Source organism: Bradyrhizobium sp. USDA 4504, assembly GCF_054063995.1.
On record NZ_JBSSGV010000001.1, the window covers coordinates 6,949,395 to 6,965,937 of the forward strand.

The window sequence follows — 16,543 nt, forward strand, 5'->3', positions numbered from 1 at the left end:
GGCGCTACTCCTCGTTGACCGCAGCCCTTGGCGAACCTGACATGGATGATGCGGATCTCGGCTTGTAAAATTACCACTTCGTCCGCGGGGTGGCACTCGTTGAGTTTGGCTTTGAGCAAAAAAGCGCAGGGCGCCGGAGTCACTGACAGTAGAGGGTCCTGACGGTCGCGGCACGATCGCTTTCTTCGTGTGGCAAATCCGCGACAGCGAGCCAATTGCGCGCCTCAACGCGTTTTTCGAAGCCGTTCAGGATTGTCACGATTCGTAAGTCTGATTTAATGCGTCTCGACCTGAGGTGGCGGGGATTCTGACAATGGAGAGATTGCGTTGCAGCACGGCGCTGATTTGCGCCGGCTTGACGATTCTTTTGGCAAGCAGTCTGCTTTTGAACAATGGGGCTCAGGCGAAGCCCGGAACGGCGGTGGCGCTTAGATCGACAAATTCGCCCGCTCGACTGCACTCTTCTGCGGCGCACGTTTATTTATTCCGCGGATTGTTGAACGTCTTTTCTTTGGGCATGGACGACCTTGCCGCTCAGTTGCAAGCGGCTGGCGTTGTCGCGGCTGTCGCAAATCACACTCAATGGAGAAGCGTCGCCGACGAAATCATCGTAAGATATAGGGCAGGCCAGCGCGGGCCTATCATACTGGTGGGGCACTCTCTTGGTGCAGATGCCGTGATGTCGATGGCAGAGCACCTTGGCCAAATGGGCGTGCCGGTTGCTTTGGTCGTCCCATTCGACGGAACATCGTCGCATATGGCATCGGCCAACGTAGGGCGCGTTCTAAATCTGTACAAAAATGAAGGCGTTAGAATAGGTCGCGGACCCGGCTTCCGCGGCGAGCTGACGAATTTCTATGTTCGTAATGCAAACGTCACTCACTTCAACATCGATAAAGACACGGCGTTGCATAGCATGGTTCTACGAAAGATCAGGGCAATCGGATCGGCTGTCGCGCGCCCACGAAGAAATCAGAGTCCTTCGAACCCGGTTTCATCTGCAGCCCGAGCTTCGACCAACTCTTAGCATACCGTCCAAAAGGACAGTTTGAAGTTGGCGTTGACGCAAGATGTGAGGCTTTAGATTAGGTCCCTGCAGGAGCCCGGTGTCGGTGTTGTTTTTGCTTAGCACTTTAGGCCGGGAGACAGTCAGTGACGCCATTTAGAAAACGCTCAGCCGCCATCGCCATTTGTTGCGTGGCGGCCGTGTGTGCAGCCTTCACAAAGCCGATTCATATCGTGGCAGTCGGCGCAAGCAACACCCAAGGCTGGTACGTTGGGAGGCAAGGCGCTTACCCGGCCAAGCTAGAAGCCCTGCTGAGAGAGAAGGGCGTCAATGCGACCGTCGCCAATGCCGGAGTTCCCTTTGACACCACCGCCGGCATGTTGAAGCGCATTGATAGCGACGTGCCAAAGGGAACCGACATCGTCATCTTGCAGCCTGGAGGCAACGATAGGCGCTTCCTTGTCACGAAGGAGCAGCGGGCGGCCAACATCGCGGCGATGGAGCGACGGCTCCGTGATCGCGCCATCAAAGTCATTTTGTACGACGAAGAGATTCCTCCGCAGTATTACGCTTTCGATCTTATTCACCTCACGGCTGCCGGGCATGCTTTCATAGCGTCGCAATTGCTCCCGCGAGTGTTGGAGATAGACCGGAGAGCCACCGTGCCTCCGCCGCGCGCGAGATAGAAAAAGCCTTGCCATGCCGGCATTGTGCTATCCGGTTCGATAGAGCGAACCGGGCGACGCATCCACCCAGGATCCACCTGTCGGACTGCCAACTAATCGGTGGAAACGACCCGCAAGCCCTGTATGATTGGTTCATGCCGGTCTGTGGACGTGCTTCTGTCAGATCTCAGACGCTCGCCAAGGATGCTACCCTTTCGATGATCGGCGAAGATGGCGCGCCAGCGAAACAAGCGCGTGGTCCATGATGACGCCCGGTATTGCCAAGTTCGTGTTCGTGATGATGGCGGTCGGTTGGTATCTCATCCGCTACAGACACGCGCGTCGTGCTCGCCGTGAAAAGGTCGCGAGAAGCGCCCGAGGCTCGCGCGAAAACACCCTGCTGCTGATATCGCTCACGGGTCTTGGCATTGTGCCGCTCGTCTACATCGCAACGGCCATGCCTCATTTCGCATCATACGCTTTCCGGCCAGCTCAAGCCTGGCTGGGTGTTTTCGTCGCGGTTGCGGCGCTGGTCATGTTCCGGCTGACCCACCGAGCTCTTGGTCGGAATTGGTCCTTAAGCCTCGACGTGCGGGAAAATCATCGCCTGATCACAGACGGTATTTATCGGACAGTTCGCCATCCTATGTATACCGCATTCTGGCTTTGGGCTGCTGCTCAGGCATTGCTCCTTCCGAACTGGGTGGCCGGTTTCGCAGGCCTGATCGGATTTGGAACCTTGTTTTTCGGGCGAGTTGCCCGAGAAGAGCAGATGATGCTGGAAGCCTTCGGCGACGAGTATCGCGAATATATGGCCCGGACCGGACGCCTTTTACCGAGGCTGTTCCGAGCCGGCCACAAGAGACTCCTCTCGCCGAACTCACGTCCGGATACTCACACAAAGCAATAATGCCGTGCCGTTTTTGTCACACTCGGCAAGGAAATGACCGCGCAAGCGCCAGCTTTGCTACAGCGTTAATTACGCCATGGCCTTTAGAGGGTAGGCTGTTCATGTTCACGCTACCCATCTCGGAGATCACGATGTTGAAGTTCCTGGTTGCTGGAGTTGCGACGTTTGGTTTTGTGGCTGCCGCCAGCGCGGCAGATCTTCCTCATCCGCAGCCGGTTACTGCTACGGCTCCGGTTGGCAAGATGCCGATCGGCAAGTATCCGGTTGGCAAGTACCCCGTCGGCAAGTACCCGGTTGGAAAAGCTCCTGCTCCGATCGTGACGAAGGGTTAGCTCGAGGATCGCTCAGTCAGCGCACGCTTTAGTTTTGCTGAAGGCGCTGCTTGGGGCCGACTACCCTTGTGAGGGCTTGAACGTGCCAGAATCCAATCGGACACGGGGCGGCTTGTGGCTGCTTGCCGGAATTGGTGTCATTGTGGCTTCCGTGACTTTGGGAGCCGGCATCGGTCATGCGCAGCAATTGGCTGCGCAAACGGATCAAGCGCCGCTGCGGCAGGACAAGCCGCGTAAGCCGTCGACGAGGTCGGTTGTGGCAACGGCCGTCGCGGGTTCAAGCGGTCCCGCTTCCGGAGCAGCCGCGAAGCCGGTTCGAAGGTCCTCGGCCAAAGGGCCGTACTACGTCGACTTTCGTGCCCGCACGGCGGCTTCTTATGGGCATGCGTTTGTTTGGTACGGCAAGACAAGCGAGAAGCAGGTCGAAGTCGCCGGGCTGCACCCGGCGGGCGATGTCCTGCCTTATGTGCTCGGACATCTTACTTGGGTGCCCTCCGAGACCGGAGCGAGCTACGGCGACCTTGACGAGCAGTATCTGACGGCCAGCTATCGCGTGTACTTGAGCGAGGCCGACGCGAAGAAGGTCTTTGCGTACATCAAGCACCTCCAGGCGACCTCGCCTGTTTGGAATGCGGAAACGACCAATTGCACGGCCTTTATTGGTCGCATCGCCAACTTCATGGGCCTGAAGGCGCCATTCCATTTGTTGAAGCCTGAGGAATACGTAAATCAGTTGAGAGAGTTGAACGGCGGGCGCCAAACGGCGCAGTTGGCTGATTCGGATCGCTAGTTTTCCCGCTAAGGCTGTTCGAAATACCGGGAGGTCGAGGCTGTAGCGGATCGCGGCTGCCGCAAAGGTCCGGTTGCGCAAGGCAAGCGCCGCCTCGGTGGCGTAGCCCTGTCCGTCATAGAGCAGCCAGCCAAGCTCCTGCTCCGGAAACAGCGGCCCATGGTTGATGCCGACCTGGCCGACGCACTGCTTCGAAGCCGTGACCTCAATCATCAACGCGCCATGACCGAACAAGCGCCAGCACGCTAGGTCGTGGCAAAACATCCCCCACGCCGCGCGCACATCGATCGAGCCGCCCATTCCGGCCGATCGGAGCGAAGCCAGGAACGCCTGATCGGCGGGGAACTCGTCAATCGCCTGCGGACGGCTCTGCCTGCATCGCAAGCGCATCAACCTCTCCACCGTGCTGGCTGGACAAAAAACTCGGCATCAAGGAGGTCGACGACGGCATTTGGCTCGTCAGCTTCATGCACTATGATTTGGGATACTTCGACCTGGAGCAGAAAACCCTGCAACCCCTCGACAACCCGTTCGGCACGAGGCTGTCACCCATGTCTTAGGTACGACCTGTTACCCATGTCTCCGGGCTGGACAAGGCGAAGGGTGGCGGAGAGGGAGGGATTCGAACCCCCGATAGGCTTGCACCTATGCCGCATTTCGAGTGCGGTGCATTCAACCACTCTGCCACCTCTCCGATGGCCCGGGTGATTTGCGCCACCCGCGGTCGGGGCGTGTTCTAGGCGAGGATGGCGGGCCAGACAAGGCGCTGCAATAATATTTCCGTCACCCGTGCCTCGCGCCACCAAAGCACCAGGACGGCCGGAGAAAGCGCGCGGAAACAAAGCGCTAGCAGAACGGTTCTGGCTCGATCGGCGCGCGAGCGAACCAGCCGGAGCAGGAGCGGGCCATGGAGCATGTGACGATTCGAGCCAATGGCGCGGCGTTCCACGTCGCGCGGACCGGGACGGGCAAGCCGCTGCTGCTGTTGCACGGCTGGCCGGAGTTCTGGCTGACCTGGAAGCCTGTCATGGCGCGCCTCGCCGGCCGCTACACCCTGATCGCCCCCGACCTGCGCGGCTTCGGCGACAGCGACAAGGCCGAAGGCCCCTATGGCCCCGATCAGCATACCGACGACATGCTGGCGCTGCTGGACGCGCTCGGGATCGACAAGGCCGGCGTGGTTGGCCACGACGTCGGTGGCGCCGTGATGCAGCCCCTCGCCCGCAAGGCGCCCGAGCGCATCGCCGGATTGTTTTTCTTCGATTTCGTCTATCCCGGCATCGGGCCGCGGATGGCCGCGCCCGACCGGCTGAACCACATCTGGTACCAGTCGTTCCACCAGATGGAGATGGCGCCGGCGCTGGTCGGCGCCAACAGAGACAGCTGCCGCACCTATATCGGCCATTTCCTGCACAACTGGTCGCACCGCAAGGCTGCGTTCGACGACGTGATCGAGGACTTCGCCGACAACTTCTTCAAGCCCGGCAATCTCGCCGGCGGCTTTGCGCATTATCGCGCGTCGCATGCGGCGCGCGTGAAGATGATGCAGGGCGAAGCCCCGGCGCTGCCGCCGATCACTGTTCCGACCTGCATTCGCTGGGCCGAGCACGATCCGCTGTTTCCCTATGCCTGGACCGACCGATTAGGCGAGACCTTCTCCAATCTGGACCTTGGGATGTTTCCCGATGTCGGGCATTTCCCGCATCGCGAGGACCCCGACCGCGCGGCCGCCGAGATCGCCGGCTTCTTCGGGCGGATCAATTGGAAGTAGAAGTGGTGGGACCGCCAGGACGCGACAAAAACTGGCGGTCCCGTGCCGCTTCTTAATATTGCTGGCCGGGAAGTGCGGCTTCGCCGGTCGGCGGGAGCGACACGGTCCACGGTAGCGACCGACGTCGAAACGGCAACGCGAACCCGATCTTAACCTAACCGATCAACCTTACCGTGCGTAATCCGCGGCCGCTGGATCTGCGGATGGAGGTGCCCCGGATTTCGCGGAGCCTGTCATCGGGCGCGCATTCGCGCGACCCGTTGGCTGCATCCGGGCTACGCATGCTTACCTCCCCTTGAAAAGGGGAGGTCGCTTTGCTCGCCAGAGCAAAGCGGGTGGAGATCTGCTCTCTCCGCAAACAGCATCGCCTGCGGCCGACCCCCATCCCGACCTTCCCCCTTTCAGGGGGAAGGAGAAGGCAGACCGTAGCCCGGATGGAGCGCGCACGATCGCTGCAGCCCGCACGGCTCAGGCGTCGGCTTTCCTGGCTTTTTTGGCCTTTTTCTCGCTCTTTTCGCTCTCGTCATCCTTGTCTTTCTTCTCGGCCTTCTTGTCGTCCTTGCCGTTCTCCCGCTTGCGATTGGTGTAGCGGGCATTGCCAAGCCCGGTTCCGATCGTCAGCACGCCCCAGCGCGCGACATCCTGCATGAACGGGACCTCGGCCAGCCCCTGCACCACGCCGTCATTGTGCATCACGACCGCGGTGTCATGATCGCCGATCTGCGGGATCGCCTCGACCAGGCTCGCCGGCAAGTTGAATTTGCTGCTCTCCCAATTGCCGGGCAGGTTCTGCGCGCCCTTTTCGATCGATCCGTCCTCATTGATGACGCCGGGACAGGCGATGCCGATGAACGGCGCGAGCTTGAGATTCTCCTTCTCGGCGGCGGCAATCAACTCCTTCAGCATCTTCACCAGCCGCTTCACCGCGCCCTCGCGCGTCGGCTCGTCATCGGCGTGGCGCCACAGCTCCGATTTCCAGACCGCCGCCTTGGAGAGATCGGGCGCCTTCTTCCAGCGCGACTCGACCACGCCGCAGCGGATATTGGTGCCGCCGATGTCAACGGCGAGGACGCCGTCATGGGCCTCGAAAATCCACGATGGCGCCAGATGCAGCGTGCCGATCAGGCCGGCATCGTCGGGGTGAAAGCGGATCGGCAGCAAATCGACCTTGAAATCCTCCGACTTCAGGATGATCTCGGTGCGTGCGATGGCGAGTTCGCCGAGCCTGGAGTCGCGGAAGCCGCCGCCGACCACGATGCGCTCGGTCTTGGCCCAGGCCTTGGTGTTGAGGAAGCGCCGCGTCACATGGGCGAGCTCCTGCGCAAACTCCTCGATGGCGCTGTGCACGACCGCCGAGGCCTCGGTGTCGTCGCCGACCAACAGCTCATCGAGCTTCTTCTTGCTGATCTTGTCCGACGGCTCGTCGCCGAACGGATCCTCGTCCGATTTGCGCAGCGGCTTGCGCCAGCGGTCGAGGATCTTGCGGAACGCGCCCTTCGAGGCGCGATCGCCGAGAAAGCCCTCGTCGTCCTTCAGCTCGATGTTGAAGCTGTCGATGTCGACAGACGGCAACCGCGCGGCACCGTGGTGCGCGATGCCCGTGGTCAATCCAGCGTCTTCGGCCATTTGCCCGTGCCTGCCCGCTTGAGGGTCCCAGAACTATTTCTTGAGCATGATCTTTTCGGAAAACCGCTTCACACTTTTCCGGATCATGCTGTAACGGCCGGGAACTCAAATGGTTGCGTCCCGCGCTGCGCCGTCTGGCCAGGCGCGGGACGCAATTTTCGCAGGGGCGTCAGGCGGCCTTCAGCCCGTAGCGCGCCGCAGGCGTGCTGCGCGACAGGTTCGGCATCAGCTTCTGGCGGGCCGCCTCATAGGCCTGCCAATCGGCAGCCTCCGGCAGCGACGGCACGGTGATGACTTCGCCCTGGTCGAGACCGGCGAGCGCGGCGTCGACCATGTCCTCGGCCTTCATCACGATCTCGCCGGGCAGATGCTCGACCGGCGTACCGGCCACGCCCCAGAATTCGGTCGCGGTGGCGCCCGGCAACACCGCCTGGACCCGGATGTTCTTGTCCTTGAGCTCGTGCTGCAACGATTGCGTCAAGGCGAGGACGAAAGCCTTGCTGCCGCCGTAGACGCCGTTGAGCATCTCCGGCGCGACGCCGACCACCGAGGCGATGTTGACGATGGTGCCGCCGCCGCGCGCGACGAATCCCGGCACCGCCGCATAGGTCAGGCGCATCAGCGCGTCGACATTGAGCGCGATCAAGTCGCTCATCTTGTCGACATCGGACGCGAGCAGCGGCGCGGTCGCACCGACGCCCGCATTGTTCACCAGCACGCTGATGCCGGTATTGCTGCGCAGAATGGATTCGATCCGTGACACGTCGCCGCGCTTGCCGAGGTCGGCGGCAACGATCTCGATCGATCGGCCCGTCTCCGCCGACAGACGCCTGGCAAGCCCATCGAGGCGCTCGCGGTTGCGTGCGACGAGGATCAGATCGTAGCCACGCCGTGCGAGCCGGTCCGCGTAGATGGCACCGATTCCGGACGACGCACCGGTAACGAGCGCCGTTCCTTTGGCTGACTTGGTCATGTTGGTCTCCTGTTTGACCCGAACGGCCGGTTTTGGCCGCTGTTCAGGTTCTACAGGCCCCCTTGCATGTCTCAAATGTCATATATACACCTTTTTAGGACACGTATCGTGGCTGGAGGGTTCCATGCAGGAGATCGGCTTCGTCGTCTTCCCGGGATTCCAGGTGATGGGCTTCACCGCCATCACCGCCTTCGAGATCGCCAATCTGGTGGCGGGTGAAAATTTCTACCGGGTCACACTGCTGTCCGAGAATGGCGGCCCGGTGCGGTCATCCGCGGGCTTCAATGTCGAGACCGAAGCGTTCAGCGCGCGCAGCTTCGACACGCTGTTCGTCGGCGCGGGCACCGAGCTGCATCCAGCGTCACCGAAGCTGACCGACTATGTTCGCCGCGCCCTGACGGCGTCACAGCGCATCGCCGCGCCCTGCGTCGGCGCCTTCTCGCTCGCCGAAGCCGGCCTGCTCGACGGCCGGCGCGTCTCCACGCATTGGCAATACGCCGCCGAGCTGCAGGCGCGCTTTCCCAAGCTGAAAGTCGAGCAGGACCGCATCTACATCGTCGACGGGCCGATCTGGACCTCGGCCGGCATGACCGCGACGATCGATCTGGCGCTGGCGATGGTCGAGCATGACCTCGGCGTCGAGGTCGCCCGTTCGGTGGCGCGCAAGCTCGTCGTCTATCACCGCCGCACCGGCGGACAGTCGCAGTTTTCGGCGCTGCTCGAGCTCGACCCGAAATCCGATCGTATCCAGAACGCGCTCAATTACGCCAAGGCGCATCTGCGCAACGAGCTCTCGGTCGAGGAGTTGGCCGCCGTCGCACGGCTCAGCCCGCGCCAGTTCAGCCGCGCCTTCCGTTCAGAGACCGGCCAGTCACCGGCCAAGGCGATCGAGCATCTTAGGGTCGAGGCGGCGCGCGAATTGATCGGTGACGGCCGCCATTCGATGGACGAAATTGCCGTAGAGACCGGCTTTGCCGACCGCGAACGGATGCGGCGGGCGTTCTTGCGGGTGCTGGGCCAGCCGCCCCAGACCATCCGACGCCACGCGAGGATCGCGGCCCAGGCGCAGGCTTGAGCCGCCAATCTCGGCCAAAACCATGCCAAACCCTTCATTTTTGGCCGGTTTTTGCCCTGCTTTACCTTGACTCTCGGTCGTTTGCGGCTATAAGTCCCCCCGTCCGGCGCGGGGATTTCTCGCGCCGATCGTTTTTGTGCGGACCATTTGGGAATTCATTCCCTTCGCACGAGACACGCAACCCATAGCGACTGAACAAAAAGCCGACCCGGGCGAATCGTCCGAGGCCGGGATCGAACACGAAGGAATCAAACGATGTTCGCAGTCATCAAAACCGGCGGCCGGCAATACCGTGTCGTTCCGAATGATGTACTCGAGATAGGCAAGATCGCCGGCGATGTCGGCACGATCGTGCAGCTTGGCGAAGTTCTGGTGCTCGGCGGTGACACGCCGGTGCTGGGAACGCCCACCGTCGCAGGCGCGTCCGTTGCAGCCGAAGTGCTGCAGCACAAGCGCGGCGCCAAGGTGATCGCGTTCAAGAAGCGTCGCCGCAAGAATTCACGCCGCAAGCGCGGCTATCGCGACGAGCTCACGGTGCTTCGCATCACCGAGATCCTCGCCGATAACGCCAAGCCGACCGTCGGCCCGCGGCCGAAGAAGGAAAAGGTCGCAGCGCCCGCCGATGGCGAGGATGCAGCGCCAAAGGCGGCCAAGAAGAAGGCGCCCGCAAAGGCGCCGGCCGCCAAGAAGGCTCCGGCCAAGAAGGCCGCGGCCAAGGCTTAAGAAGAAGTGATCGTCGCGCTTTCAGATGTGAAGCGTGACAAAACGTGAAATGATTCCGTCAAGGAATTGATCTAGAGATCAAAGCGAAGTCGGAGACGAGCCATGGCTCACAAAAAAGCAGGCGGTTCATCGCGCAACGGGCGTGATTCCAAGGGCAAGCGCCTTGGCATCAAGGCGTTCGGTGGCGAGCGCGTGATCCCCGGAAACATCATCGCGCGTCAGCGCGGCACCACCTGGCATCCTGGCCTTAATGTCGGCATGGGCACCGATCATACTCTCTTCGCCAAGGTCGAGGGTCATGTCGAGTTCCGTGCCAAAGCCAACGGCCGCACATTCGTATCGGTTATTCCGATGGCAGAGGCGGCCGAGTAGACGGTGGACACACATGAGTCCGCCGGGTCCTGTTGAACCGGCGGAGTCGCAAAGGGCTCCAAGGGGAGGCGGGATGACCGGCCTCCCCTTTTTGTTGCGCGCGTTCCACTTCGACCGCGCGTGACGTTCCAAGCGTTGCGTACCGATTTTTCGCATCACAGGAGCTCGACATGTTGCAGGACATCCCGACGCCGACCTTGCGCGAGGCAAGAGCTTGCGTCCTCGAGACAGAACGGCTGACATTGCGCAAGCCGACGCTCGCGGACGTAAAAGCAATCGCACGCCTCGCCAATGACCGCCGCATCGCGGAGAACACCCGCCGCCTGCCGCATCCCTATACCCAGGACGACGCCATCGACTTCGTGCGCGCGCTCGGCGCCGGCGGGCGCGAAACCGTTTTCCTGATCGAGAACAATCACACGCCGATCGGCATGGTCGGCATCGACTGGCGCGAGGAGACATCGGCCGAACTCGGCTACTGGCTCGGCGTCGACTATTGGGGCCAGGGCTTCGGCACCGAGGCTGCGCGCGCGGTGATCGATTACTTCTTCGAGGAGTTCGATCTCGACCAGCTGATCTCGGGCGCCCGCGTCGTCAATCCGTCGTCGCGCAATATCCTCGAGAAGTGCGGCTTCCAGTGGGGCGGCGTCGAGCTGCACCGCTTCGAGGCGCTGGGCTCCTCGAGCCCGGTCGACTGCTTCCGCCTGTCACGCGGTGTCTGGACGTCGCTGAAGCGCTGGAACAACTCGACCCGGCGGGAGAGCTGAGACTTTTGGCTTCACCCTCCCCTGGAGGGGGAGGGTCGTTGCTGAAGCGCAGCGGAAGGCGCAACGGGGTGGGGTGATCTCTCCACTCGGGCACCGTTGGATGAGGAGAGACCTTCACCCCACCCCGCCGCTCATTGCATTCGCGTCGACCCTCCCCCTCCAGGGGAGGGTAAACATCACGCCGGCGGATTCACCGCGGAGTCCGGGCGTCCAAGCTGTTGCTCGCGCACGAAGATGTAGAGGCCGGCCGCGATGATAATAGCGGCGCCGATGATCGTGGCCCAGGACGGCACGTCGCCGAACACCACGAAGCCGAAGATCACCGCCCAGACGATCATCGAATACTGGTACGGCACCACCACGCTCGCCGGCGCGAGCTTCAGCGAACGATTGACGCAAAGCAGCGCCGCGACCGAGATGATGCCGGCGGTGAAGAACAGCACGAGGCTGCCGGCTGACGGCGTCACCCAGCCGAACGGCGAGAGCACGAGGCCCAGGATGAAGGTGCCGCCGAATTGCGACGTCGCCAGCACGATATCGGGGGTCGCGCGCAGCGAGCGCGTGATCAGCATCAGCACTGCAAACGACAGGCTGCCGCCAAGCGCGATCATCGCCGGCCAGCTGATGGTCTGCGCCGACGGCCGAAGCGCGATCAACACCCCGCAGAAGCCGACCAGGATCGCGGTCCAGCGCCGCCAGCCGATATGCTCGCCGAGCACGAGGCCCGACATCGCGGTGACGAAGATCGGTCCGGCCAGATAGTAGGTGATGACGTCGGCGAGCGGCAGATAGACGGTCGCCAGGAAGAACGCCGCAACCTCCACCGTCGACAGCGTGACGCGCAGCAATTGCAGCCACGGGCGTTCCAGATGCAGAAAATCCGCGCGCCGCTGCCACACGATCGGCAGCAGCACGAGCAGCGCCGCACAGGCGCGCAGCCACAGCAATTGCCCGACCGAATAGGTGGCGACGATGAATTTGCCCATCGCATCGCCGAACGAGAACATGAAGATCGACAGCAGCATCAACCCGATGCCGGCGAGCCGCGCCGATCGGTCGTCGTAGGAGGACAGCTTTGCGAACAGGCTCATGAGCAGACTTGCGCTTTTGTTCCCGAGTCGTCCGGTTTTAAAGACGTGGATGCCCGGGACAAGCCCGGGCATGACGAATTGAACGGATTGCCGCACCTGCGCCGCTGCGATACCGGTAGCTGATCCCGGCAACAAAATGAGCAGGAAACGCCGCATGAGCGACTTCGACCCCACCCAGCATCGCATGGTCCCCGCGCAGCGCTGGTTCGAGGATTTCGTGCTCGGCGAGCGCTTCGTGATTCCGAGCCGGACCCAGACCTCGGCGGTGTTCGCGGCGTTCCAGACCGCCAGCGGCGACACCCATCCGATCCATTACGACGTCGAATATTGCCGCGCGCGCGGCATGCCTGATTTGCTCGCGCACGGCTTCCAGACCCTGGTGCACACCGCGCCCGGCGCGGGATTGTTCCCCTATGTCGTGGAGGAGTCGCTGATCGGCTTCCTCGAGCAATCGAGCAAGTTCCTGAAACCGGTCTATGCCGGCGATACCATCTACCCCGCGCTGGAGGTGATCGAGCTGTCGCCGGGCAAGACCACCGGCGTCGTGACGCTGCGCTCGACCGTGCACAACCAGCGCCGCGAGCTGGTGCTGGAGGGGATGCAGAAATTCCTGGTCCGGCGGCGGCCGAGTTAGCCGCAAGGGCCGTAAAAAGGCCCGAAAATTAAGGCTTTTCGCTGAAGTCAGGGCCTTTCCGGGTTGCCGCCGCGGCCACCCTGCCCTAACTAGTGAAAATCATGAAATTCCTCGATGAAGCCAAGGTCTATATTCGCTCGGGCGACGGCGGCAACGGCTGCGTCGCGTTCCGGCGCGAGAAGTTCATCGAGTTCGGCGGTCCCTCCGGCGGCAATGGCGGTCGCGGCGGTGACGTCATCATCGAGTCCGTCGACGGACTGAACACGCTGATCGATTACCGCTACCAGCAGCACTTCAAGGCACAGAAGGGCACCAATGGCATGGGCAAGGACCGCCATGGCGCCAACGGCAAGCCGATCGTGCTGAAAGTGCCGGTCGGCACCCAGGTGTTCGACGAGGACCGCGAGACCCTGCTGCACGACTTCACCGAACTCGGCGAGAAATTCGTGCTGGCTGAAGGCGGCAATGGCGGCTTCGGCAACGCGCATTTCAAATCCTCCACCAACCGCGCGCCGCGCAACGCCAATCCCGGCGCGCCCGGCGAAGAGCGCTGGATCTGGCTGCGGCTGAAGCTGATCGCCGATGCCGGGCTGGTCGGCCTGCCCAACGCCGGCAAATCGACCTTCTTGTCGGTGGTCAGCGCGGCACGGCCGAAGATCGCCGACTATCCCTTCACCACGCTGCATCCGCAGCTTGGCGTGGTGAATTTCGGCGGCCGCGAATTCGTGCTCGCCGACATCCCCGGCCTGATCGAGGGCGCGCATGAAGGCGCCGGGCTCGGCGACCGCTTCCTCGGTCACGTCGAGCGCTGCCGCGTGCTGCTGCATCTGGTCGACGCGACCTGCGAGCATGCCGGCAAGGCCTACAAGACGGTGCGCACCGAGCTCGAAGCCTATGAGGGCCATCTCGCCGACAAGATCGAGATCGTCGCGCTCAACAAGATCGACGCCGTCGCGCCCGACGAACTGAAGAAGCAGAAGGACCGCCTCAAGCGGGCGGCGAAGAAGACGCCGCTGTTGCTGTCAGGCGCGACCGGCGAAGGCGTGCAGGATGCGCTGCGCGCGCTGGTCGAGGTGATCGGCGAGGCGCCGGTGTCCAACAAGGCCAAGGGTGGCCAGGCGGAGCCGTGGGCGACGCCGGTGCCGCAGGGTTGAACGGCACAAGCCGCGCAACGCCTGGACTTCCCAAGCCACATTGTGGCGTCTATTGCTTCCACCTTCCTGCCAGACCGAATCCATGAAACGCCCCGCGCTCAAGAACTTTCGCCGCATCGTCGTCAAGGTCGGCTCATCGCTGCTGGTCGACTCGCAGGCCGGCGAAGTGCGCGCGTCCTGGCTCGCCGCGCTGGTCGAGGACATCGCAAAGCTGCACAAACGAGGCTGCGAGGTCATGGTGGTGTCGTCGGGCTCGATCGCGCTCGGCCGCAGCCGCCTGAAGCTGCCGCGCGGCCCGCTGAAGCTCGAAGAGAGCCAGGCTGCCGCAGCGGTCGGCCAGATCGCGCTGGCGCGAATCTGGTCGGAGGTGCTCGGCCATCACGGCATCGGCGCCGGGCAGATTCTGGTGACGCTGCAGGACACCGAAGAGCGCCGCCGCTATCTCAACGCGCGCTCGACGATCGCAAAGCTGCTGGAATGGGGCGCGGTGCCCGTGATCAACGAGAATGACACGGTCGCGACCACCGAGATCCGCTATGGCGACAATGATCGCCTCGCCGCCCGCGTCGCCACCATGGCGAGCGCGGATCTTCTGATCCTGCTGTCCGATATCGACGGCCTCTACACCGCGCCGCCCGCGCTCGATCCCGACGCCAAGCTGATCCCGGTGGTCGAAAGCATCACCTCGGAGATCGAGGGGATGGCCGGCTCGGCCGGGTCCGAATTGTCGCGCGGCGGCATGACCACCAAGATCGAGGCCGCGAAGATCGCGACCACGGCCGGCACCCACATGCTGATCGCCTCCGGCAAGATCGAGCATCCGCTCGCTGCGATCGCCGACGGCGGCCGCTGCACCTGGTTCCTGACCCCCGCCAATCCCGTCACCGCGCGCAAACGCTGGATCGCGGGCTCACTCGAGCCAAAGGGCACCTTGACCATCGATGCCGGCGCGGTCGCGGCGCTGCGCGCCGGCAAGAGCCTGTTGCCGGCTGGCGTGATCCGGGTCGACGGCCAGTTCGCCCGCGGCGATGCCGTGGTGGTGCGCGGCCCCGACACCCACGAGATCGGCCGCGGCCTGGTCGCATACGACGCCGAGAACGCCGAGAAGATCATGGGCCGCTCCTCGCCCGACGTGATGACCATTCTGGGCATCAGCGGCCGGTCCGAGATGATCCATCGCGACGACCTCGTGATCGGCCCGGCCGGGGCGATCCCGCCCAAATAAGCCACTGGATAGGCCATTGGCCGAGCGGGGCGGCCTGCCGCCCACCTGCCATGCCGGTTCCGCGCCTCGCCACCCTTCAATTGCCATGCTAGAACATGGCCTTAGTCCAAAGCTGGTAGTTTCATGAGCGCCCCCCTGAAGGCGATCGACGGCAACGCCGATCTTACTGCCCTGATGACCGACCTCGCCGCCAAGGCGCGCGCCGCGGCGCGCGTGCTGGCGCTGGCGCCGCCGGAGCAGAAGGACCGGGCGCTCGCCGCGATCGAGCGCGCGATCCGCGCCGACGCGCCGGCCATCCTCTCCGCCAATGCCGAGGATGTCGCCGAGGCGCGCGCGAGCGGCATGACCTCCGCCTTCGTCGACCGCCTGACGCTGACCCAGGCGCGCGTTGCCGGCATGGCCGATGGCGTTGCGACCGTGCGTGAGATCATCGATCCGGTCGGCGCCGTCACCGAAAGCTGGCAGCGGCCGAACGGCATGACCATCGAACGCGTCCGCGTGCCGCTCGGCGTCATCGGCGTGATCTTCGAGAGCCGGCCCAATGTCGCCGCCGACGCCGGTGTGCTGTGCCTGAAGTCCGGCAACGCCGTGATCCTGCGCGGCGGCTCGGACAGTTTCCGCTCCTGCCGCGCGATCCATGCCTGCCTGGTGCAGGGCCTGCGTGAGGCCGGCCTGCCCGAGGCCGCGATTACCCTGGTGCCGACCCGTGACCGCGCGGCAGTCGGCCTGATGCTGACGGGATTGAACGGCGGCATCGATGTGATCGTGCCGCGCGGCGGCAAGAGCCTGGTCGCACGTGTCGAGGCGGAGGCGCGCGTTCCGGTGTTCGCGCATCTCGAGGGCGTCAACCACATTTACGTCGACGCCAGCGCCAGGCTCGATATGGCCAAGGCGGTCGTGCTGAACGCCAAGATGCGCCGTCCCGGCGTCTGCGGCGCCGTCGAGACCCTGCTGGTCGATCGCACCGCTGCCGCGACGCAGCTGAAACCGCTGGTCGAGCTGTTGATCGATGCCGGTTGCGAGGTGCGCGGCGACGACGCCGTGCAGGGCGTCGATGCCAGGGTGAAGCCCGCATCCGACGAGGACTGGGACACCGAATACGAGGACGCGATCATCTCGGCGAGGATCGTCGACGGTCTCGATGAAGCGATTACGCATATTCAAAATCACGGCTCGCATCACACCGATGCGATCGTGACGGAGGATGCCGCTGCCGCGCAAAGGTTTCTCAACGAAGTCGATTCGGCGATCGTGCTGCACAACGCCTCGACCCAGTTCGCCGACGGCGGCGAGTTCGGCTTCGGCGCTGAGATCGGAATTGCTACCGGCAAATTCCACGCCCGCGGGCCTGTTGGCGCCGAGCAGCTGACGAGCTTCAAGTACCGCGTCCACGGCACCGGGCAGACGCGGCCGTGATCATTGTCGCACG

The 16,543-nt window shown here is 63.3% G+C and carries 17 protein-coding genes, 1 tRNA gene and 2 pseudogenes; 15 read left to right on the forward strand and 5 right to left on the reverse strand.

Annotated elements, in window-relative coordinates:
• The first annotated feature begins 313 nt into the window (after positions 1-313).
• From ACVMB1_RS32515 to ACVMB1_RS32535, 5 genes are all read left to right on the forward strand, one after another.
• Entirely contained in the window at positions 314-1,027 is a 714-nt protein-coding gene (locus tag ACVMB1_RS32515) for a thioesterase domain-containing protein (RefSeq protein ID WP_141342041.1), read from the forward strand.
• A 125-nt stretch (positions 1,028-1,152) separates the two neighbouring features.
• The gene (locus ACVMB1_RS32520; RefSeq protein WP_244559011.1) at positions 1,153-1,692 is read left to right on the forward strand and encodes an SGNH/GDSL hydrolase family protein; all 540 of its coding nucleotides are present in this window, start codon (positions 1,153-1,155) and stop codon (positions 1,690-1,692) included.
• 244 nt (positions 1,693-1,936) lie between these two features.
• Positions 1,937-2,581: a protein-S-isoprenylcysteine O-methyltransferase gene (locus ACVMB1_RS32525; RefSeq protein ID WP_083715233.1), complete on the forward strand. Its 645-nt coding sequence runs from the start codon at positions 1,937-1,939 to the stop codon at positions 2,579-2,581.
• A gap of 131 nt (positions 2,582-2,712) precedes the next feature.
• Entirely contained in the window at positions 2,713-2,913 is a 201-nt protein-coding gene (locus ACVMB1_RS32530; protein ID WP_057020971.1) for a hypothetical protein, read from the forward strand.
• 112 nt (positions 2,914-3,025) lie between these two features.
• Complete coding sequence (locus tag ACVMB1_RS32535; protein ID WP_229191612.1) at positions 3,026-3,703, forward strand: hypothetical protein; 678 nt, start codon at positions 3,026-3,028, stop codon at positions 3,701-3,703.
• On the opposite strand, the pseudogene ACVMB1_RS32540 reads toward ACVMB1_RS32535, so the two are convergent.
• Positions 3,638-4,093: pseudogene (locus ACVMB1_RS32540) on the reverse strand (GNAT family N-acetyltransferase); the annotation flags it as partial. The gene ACVMB1_RS32535 and the pseudogene ACVMB1_RS32540 overlap by 66 nt on opposite strands.
• Between ACVMB1_RS32540 and ACVMB1_RS32545 the strand changes: the two are divergent.
• Positions 4,059-4,263 (forward strand): annotated as a pseudogene (locus ACVMB1_RS32545) (IS481 family transposase); the annotation flags it as partial. The pseudogenes ACVMB1_RS32540 and ACVMB1_RS32545 overlap by 35 nt on opposite strands.
• A gap of 44 nt (positions 4,264-4,307) precedes the next feature.
• Here the strand turns inward: ACVMB1_RS32545 and ACVMB1_RS32550 are convergent.
• Positions 4,308-4,397: transfer RNA gene (locus ACVMB1_RS32550), tRNA-Ser, on the reverse strand.
• 213 nt (positions 4,398-4,610) lie between these two features.
• On the opposite strand from ACVMB1_RS32550, the gene ACVMB1_RS32555 reads away from it, so the two are divergent.
• Positions 4,611-5,474 (forward strand): alpha/beta fold hydrolase, encoded by an 864-nt coding sequence (locus tag ACVMB1_RS32555; RefSeq protein ID WP_456849670.1) that lies wholly within the window; start codon positions 4,611-4,613, stop codon positions 5,472-5,474.
• A 468-nt stretch (positions 5,475-5,942) separates the two neighbouring features.
• Here the strand turns inward: ACVMB1_RS32555 and ACVMB1_RS32560 are convergent, their stop codons facing one another.
• Together ACVMB1_RS32560 and ACVMB1_RS32565 are read right to left on the reverse strand one after the other, a co-directional pair.
• Entirely contained in the window at positions 5,943-7,100 is a 1,158-nt protein-coding gene (locus ACVMB1_RS32560) for an ROK family protein (RefSeq protein WP_076834604.1), read from the reverse strand.
• A gap of 169 nt (positions 7,101-7,269) precedes the next feature.
• Positions 7,270-8,073, reverse strand: a complete 804-nt coding sequence (locus ACVMB1_RS32565) for an SDR family NAD(P)-dependent oxidoreductase (protein ID WP_076834605.1) — start codon at positions 8,071-8,073, stop codon at positions 7,270-7,272.
• 124 nt (positions 8,074-8,197) lie between these two features.
• Between ACVMB1_RS32565 and ACVMB1_RS32570 the strand changes: the two genes are divergently transcribed.
• The 4 genes from ACVMB1_RS32570 (at position 8,198) to ACVMB1_RS32585 (ending at position 11,010) form a co-directional block, all read left to right on the forward strand.
• Positions 8,198-9,148, forward strand: coding sequence for a GlxA family transcriptional regulator (locus ACVMB1_RS32570; RefSeq protein ID WP_057020904.1), 951 nt, complete (start codon positions 8,198-8,200; stop codon positions 9,146-9,148).
• 255 nt (positions 9,149-9,403) lie between these two features.
• On the forward strand, positions 9,404-9,871 hold the full coding sequence (gene rplU, locus ACVMB1_RS32575) for a 50S ribosomal protein L21 (RefSeq protein WP_016847849.1): 468 nt from the start codon (positions 9,404-9,406) through the stop codon (positions 9,869-9,871).
• A gap of 102 nt (positions 9,872-9,973) precedes the next feature.
• Complete coding sequence (rpmA, locus tag ACVMB1_RS32580; protein ID WP_016847848.1) at positions 9,974-10,243, forward strand: 50S ribosomal protein L27; 270 nt, start codon at positions 9,974-9,976, stop codon at positions 10,241-10,243.
• Positions 10,244-10,413: 170 nt separating this feature from the next.
• Positions 10,414-11,010 (forward strand): GNAT family N-acetyltransferase, encoded by a 597-nt coding sequence (locus ACVMB1_RS32585; protein ID WP_028336336.1) that lies wholly within the window; start codon positions 10,414-10,416, stop codon positions 11,008-11,010.
• Between the two features lie 176 nt (positions 11,011-11,186).
• Here ACVMB1_RS32585 and ACVMB1_RS32590 read toward each other — a convergent pair whose 3' ends face one another.
• Positions 11,187-12,101: a DMT family transporter gene (locus ACVMB1_RS32590; RefSeq protein ID WP_016847846.1), complete on the reverse strand. Its 915-nt coding sequence runs from the start codon at positions 12,099-12,101 to the stop codon at positions 11,187-11,189.
• Positions 12,102-12,255: 154 nt separating this feature from the next.
• Here ACVMB1_RS32590 and ACVMB1_RS32595 point away from each other — a divergent pair, with 154 nt between their 5' ends.
• From ACVMB1_RS32595 to ACVMB1_RS32610, 4 genes are all read left to right on the forward strand, one after another.
• Positions 12,256-12,735: a MaoC family dehydratase gene (locus ACVMB1_RS32595; RefSeq protein WP_076834607.1), complete on the forward strand. Its 480-nt coding sequence runs from the start codon at positions 12,256-12,258 to the stop codon at positions 12,733-12,735.
• A 101-nt stretch (positions 12,736-12,836) separates the two neighbouring features.
• On the forward strand, positions 12,837-13,889 hold the full coding sequence (gene obgE, locus ACVMB1_RS32600; protein ID WP_016847844.1) for a GTPase ObgE: 1,053 nt from the start codon (positions 12,837-12,839) through the stop codon (positions 13,887-13,889).
• An 82-nt stretch (positions 13,890-13,971) separates the two neighbouring features.
• A complete protein-coding gene (gene proB / locus ACVMB1_RS32605; protein WP_076834609.1) occupies positions 13,972-15,114 on the forward strand; it encodes a glutamate 5-kinase in 1,143 nt (380 codons plus the stop codon).
• 123 nt (positions 15,115-15,237) lie between these two features.
• On the forward strand, positions 15,238-16,530 hold the full coding sequence (locus ACVMB1_RS32610; protein WP_456849672.1) for a glutamate-5-semialdehyde dehydrogenase: 1,293 nt from the start codon (positions 15,238-15,240) through the stop codon (positions 16,528-16,530).
• Positions 16,531-16,543 lie beyond the last annotated feature (13 nt).

Excerpts from the sequence above, each read along its gene's own strand:
- ACVMB1_RS32555 (WP_456849670.1), top strand. The coding sequence starts at position 4,611 with ATGGAGCATGTGACGATTCGAGCCAATGGCGCGGCGTTCCACGTCGCG.
- rpmA (WP_016847848.1), top strand. The coding sequence starts at position 9,974 with ATGGCTCACAAAAAAGCAGGCGGTTCATCGCGCAACGGGCGTGATTCC.
- ACVMB1_RS32560 (WP_076834604.1), bottom strand. The coding sequence starts at position 7,100 with ATGGCCGAAGACGCTGGATTGACCACGGGCATCGCGCACCACGGTGCC.
- ACVMB1_RS32585 (WP_028336336.1), top strand. The coding sequence starts at position 10,414 with ATGTTGCAGGACATCCCGACGCCGACCTTGCGCGAGGCAAGAGCTTGC.
- obgE (WP_016847844.1), top strand. The coding sequence starts at position 12,837 with ATGAAATTCCTCGATGAAGCCAAGGTCTATATTCGCTCGGGCGACGGC.
- ACVMB1_RS32610 (WP_456849672.1), top strand. The coding sequence starts at position 15,238 with ATGAGCGCCCCCCTGAAGGCGATCGACGGCAACGCCGATCTTACTGCC.
- ACVMB1_RS32565 (WP_076834605.1), bottom strand. The coding sequence starts at position 8,073 with ATGACCAAGTCAGCCAAAGGAACGGCGCTCGTTACCGGTGCGTCGTCC.
- ACVMB1_RS32595 (WP_076834607.1), top strand. The coding sequence starts at position 12,256 with ATGAGCGACTTCGACCCCACCCAGCATCGCATGGTCCCCGCGCAGCGC.
- ACVMB1_RS32525 (WP_083715233.1), top strand. The coding sequence starts at position 1,937 with ATGACGCCCGGTATTGCCAAGTTCGTGTTCGTGATGATGGCGGTCGGT.
- ACVMB1_RS32515 (WP_141342041.1), top strand. The coding sequence starts at position 314 with ATGGAGAGATTGCGTTGCAGCACGGCGCTGATTTGCGCCGGCTTGACG.
- proB (WP_076834609.1), top strand. The coding sequence starts at position 13,972 with ATGAAACGCCCCGCGCTCAAGAACTTTCGCCGCATCGTCGTCAAGGTC.
- rplU (WP_016847849.1), top strand. The coding sequence starts at position 9,404 with ATGTTCGCAGTCATCAAAACCGGCGGCCGGCAATACCGTGTCGTTCCG.
- ACVMB1_RS32590 (WP_016847846.1), bottom strand. The coding sequence starts at position 12,101 with ATGAGCCTGTTCGCAAAGCTGTCCTCCTACGACGACCGATCGGCGCGG.
- ACVMB1_RS32570 (WP_057020904.1), top strand. The coding sequence starts at position 8,198 with ATGCAGGAGATCGGCTTCGTCGTCTTCCCGGGATTCCAGGTGATGGGC.
- ACVMB1_RS32530 (WP_057020971.1), top strand. The coding sequence starts at position 2,713 with ATGTTGAAGTTCCTGGTTGCTGGAGTTGCGACGTTTGGTTTTGTGGCT.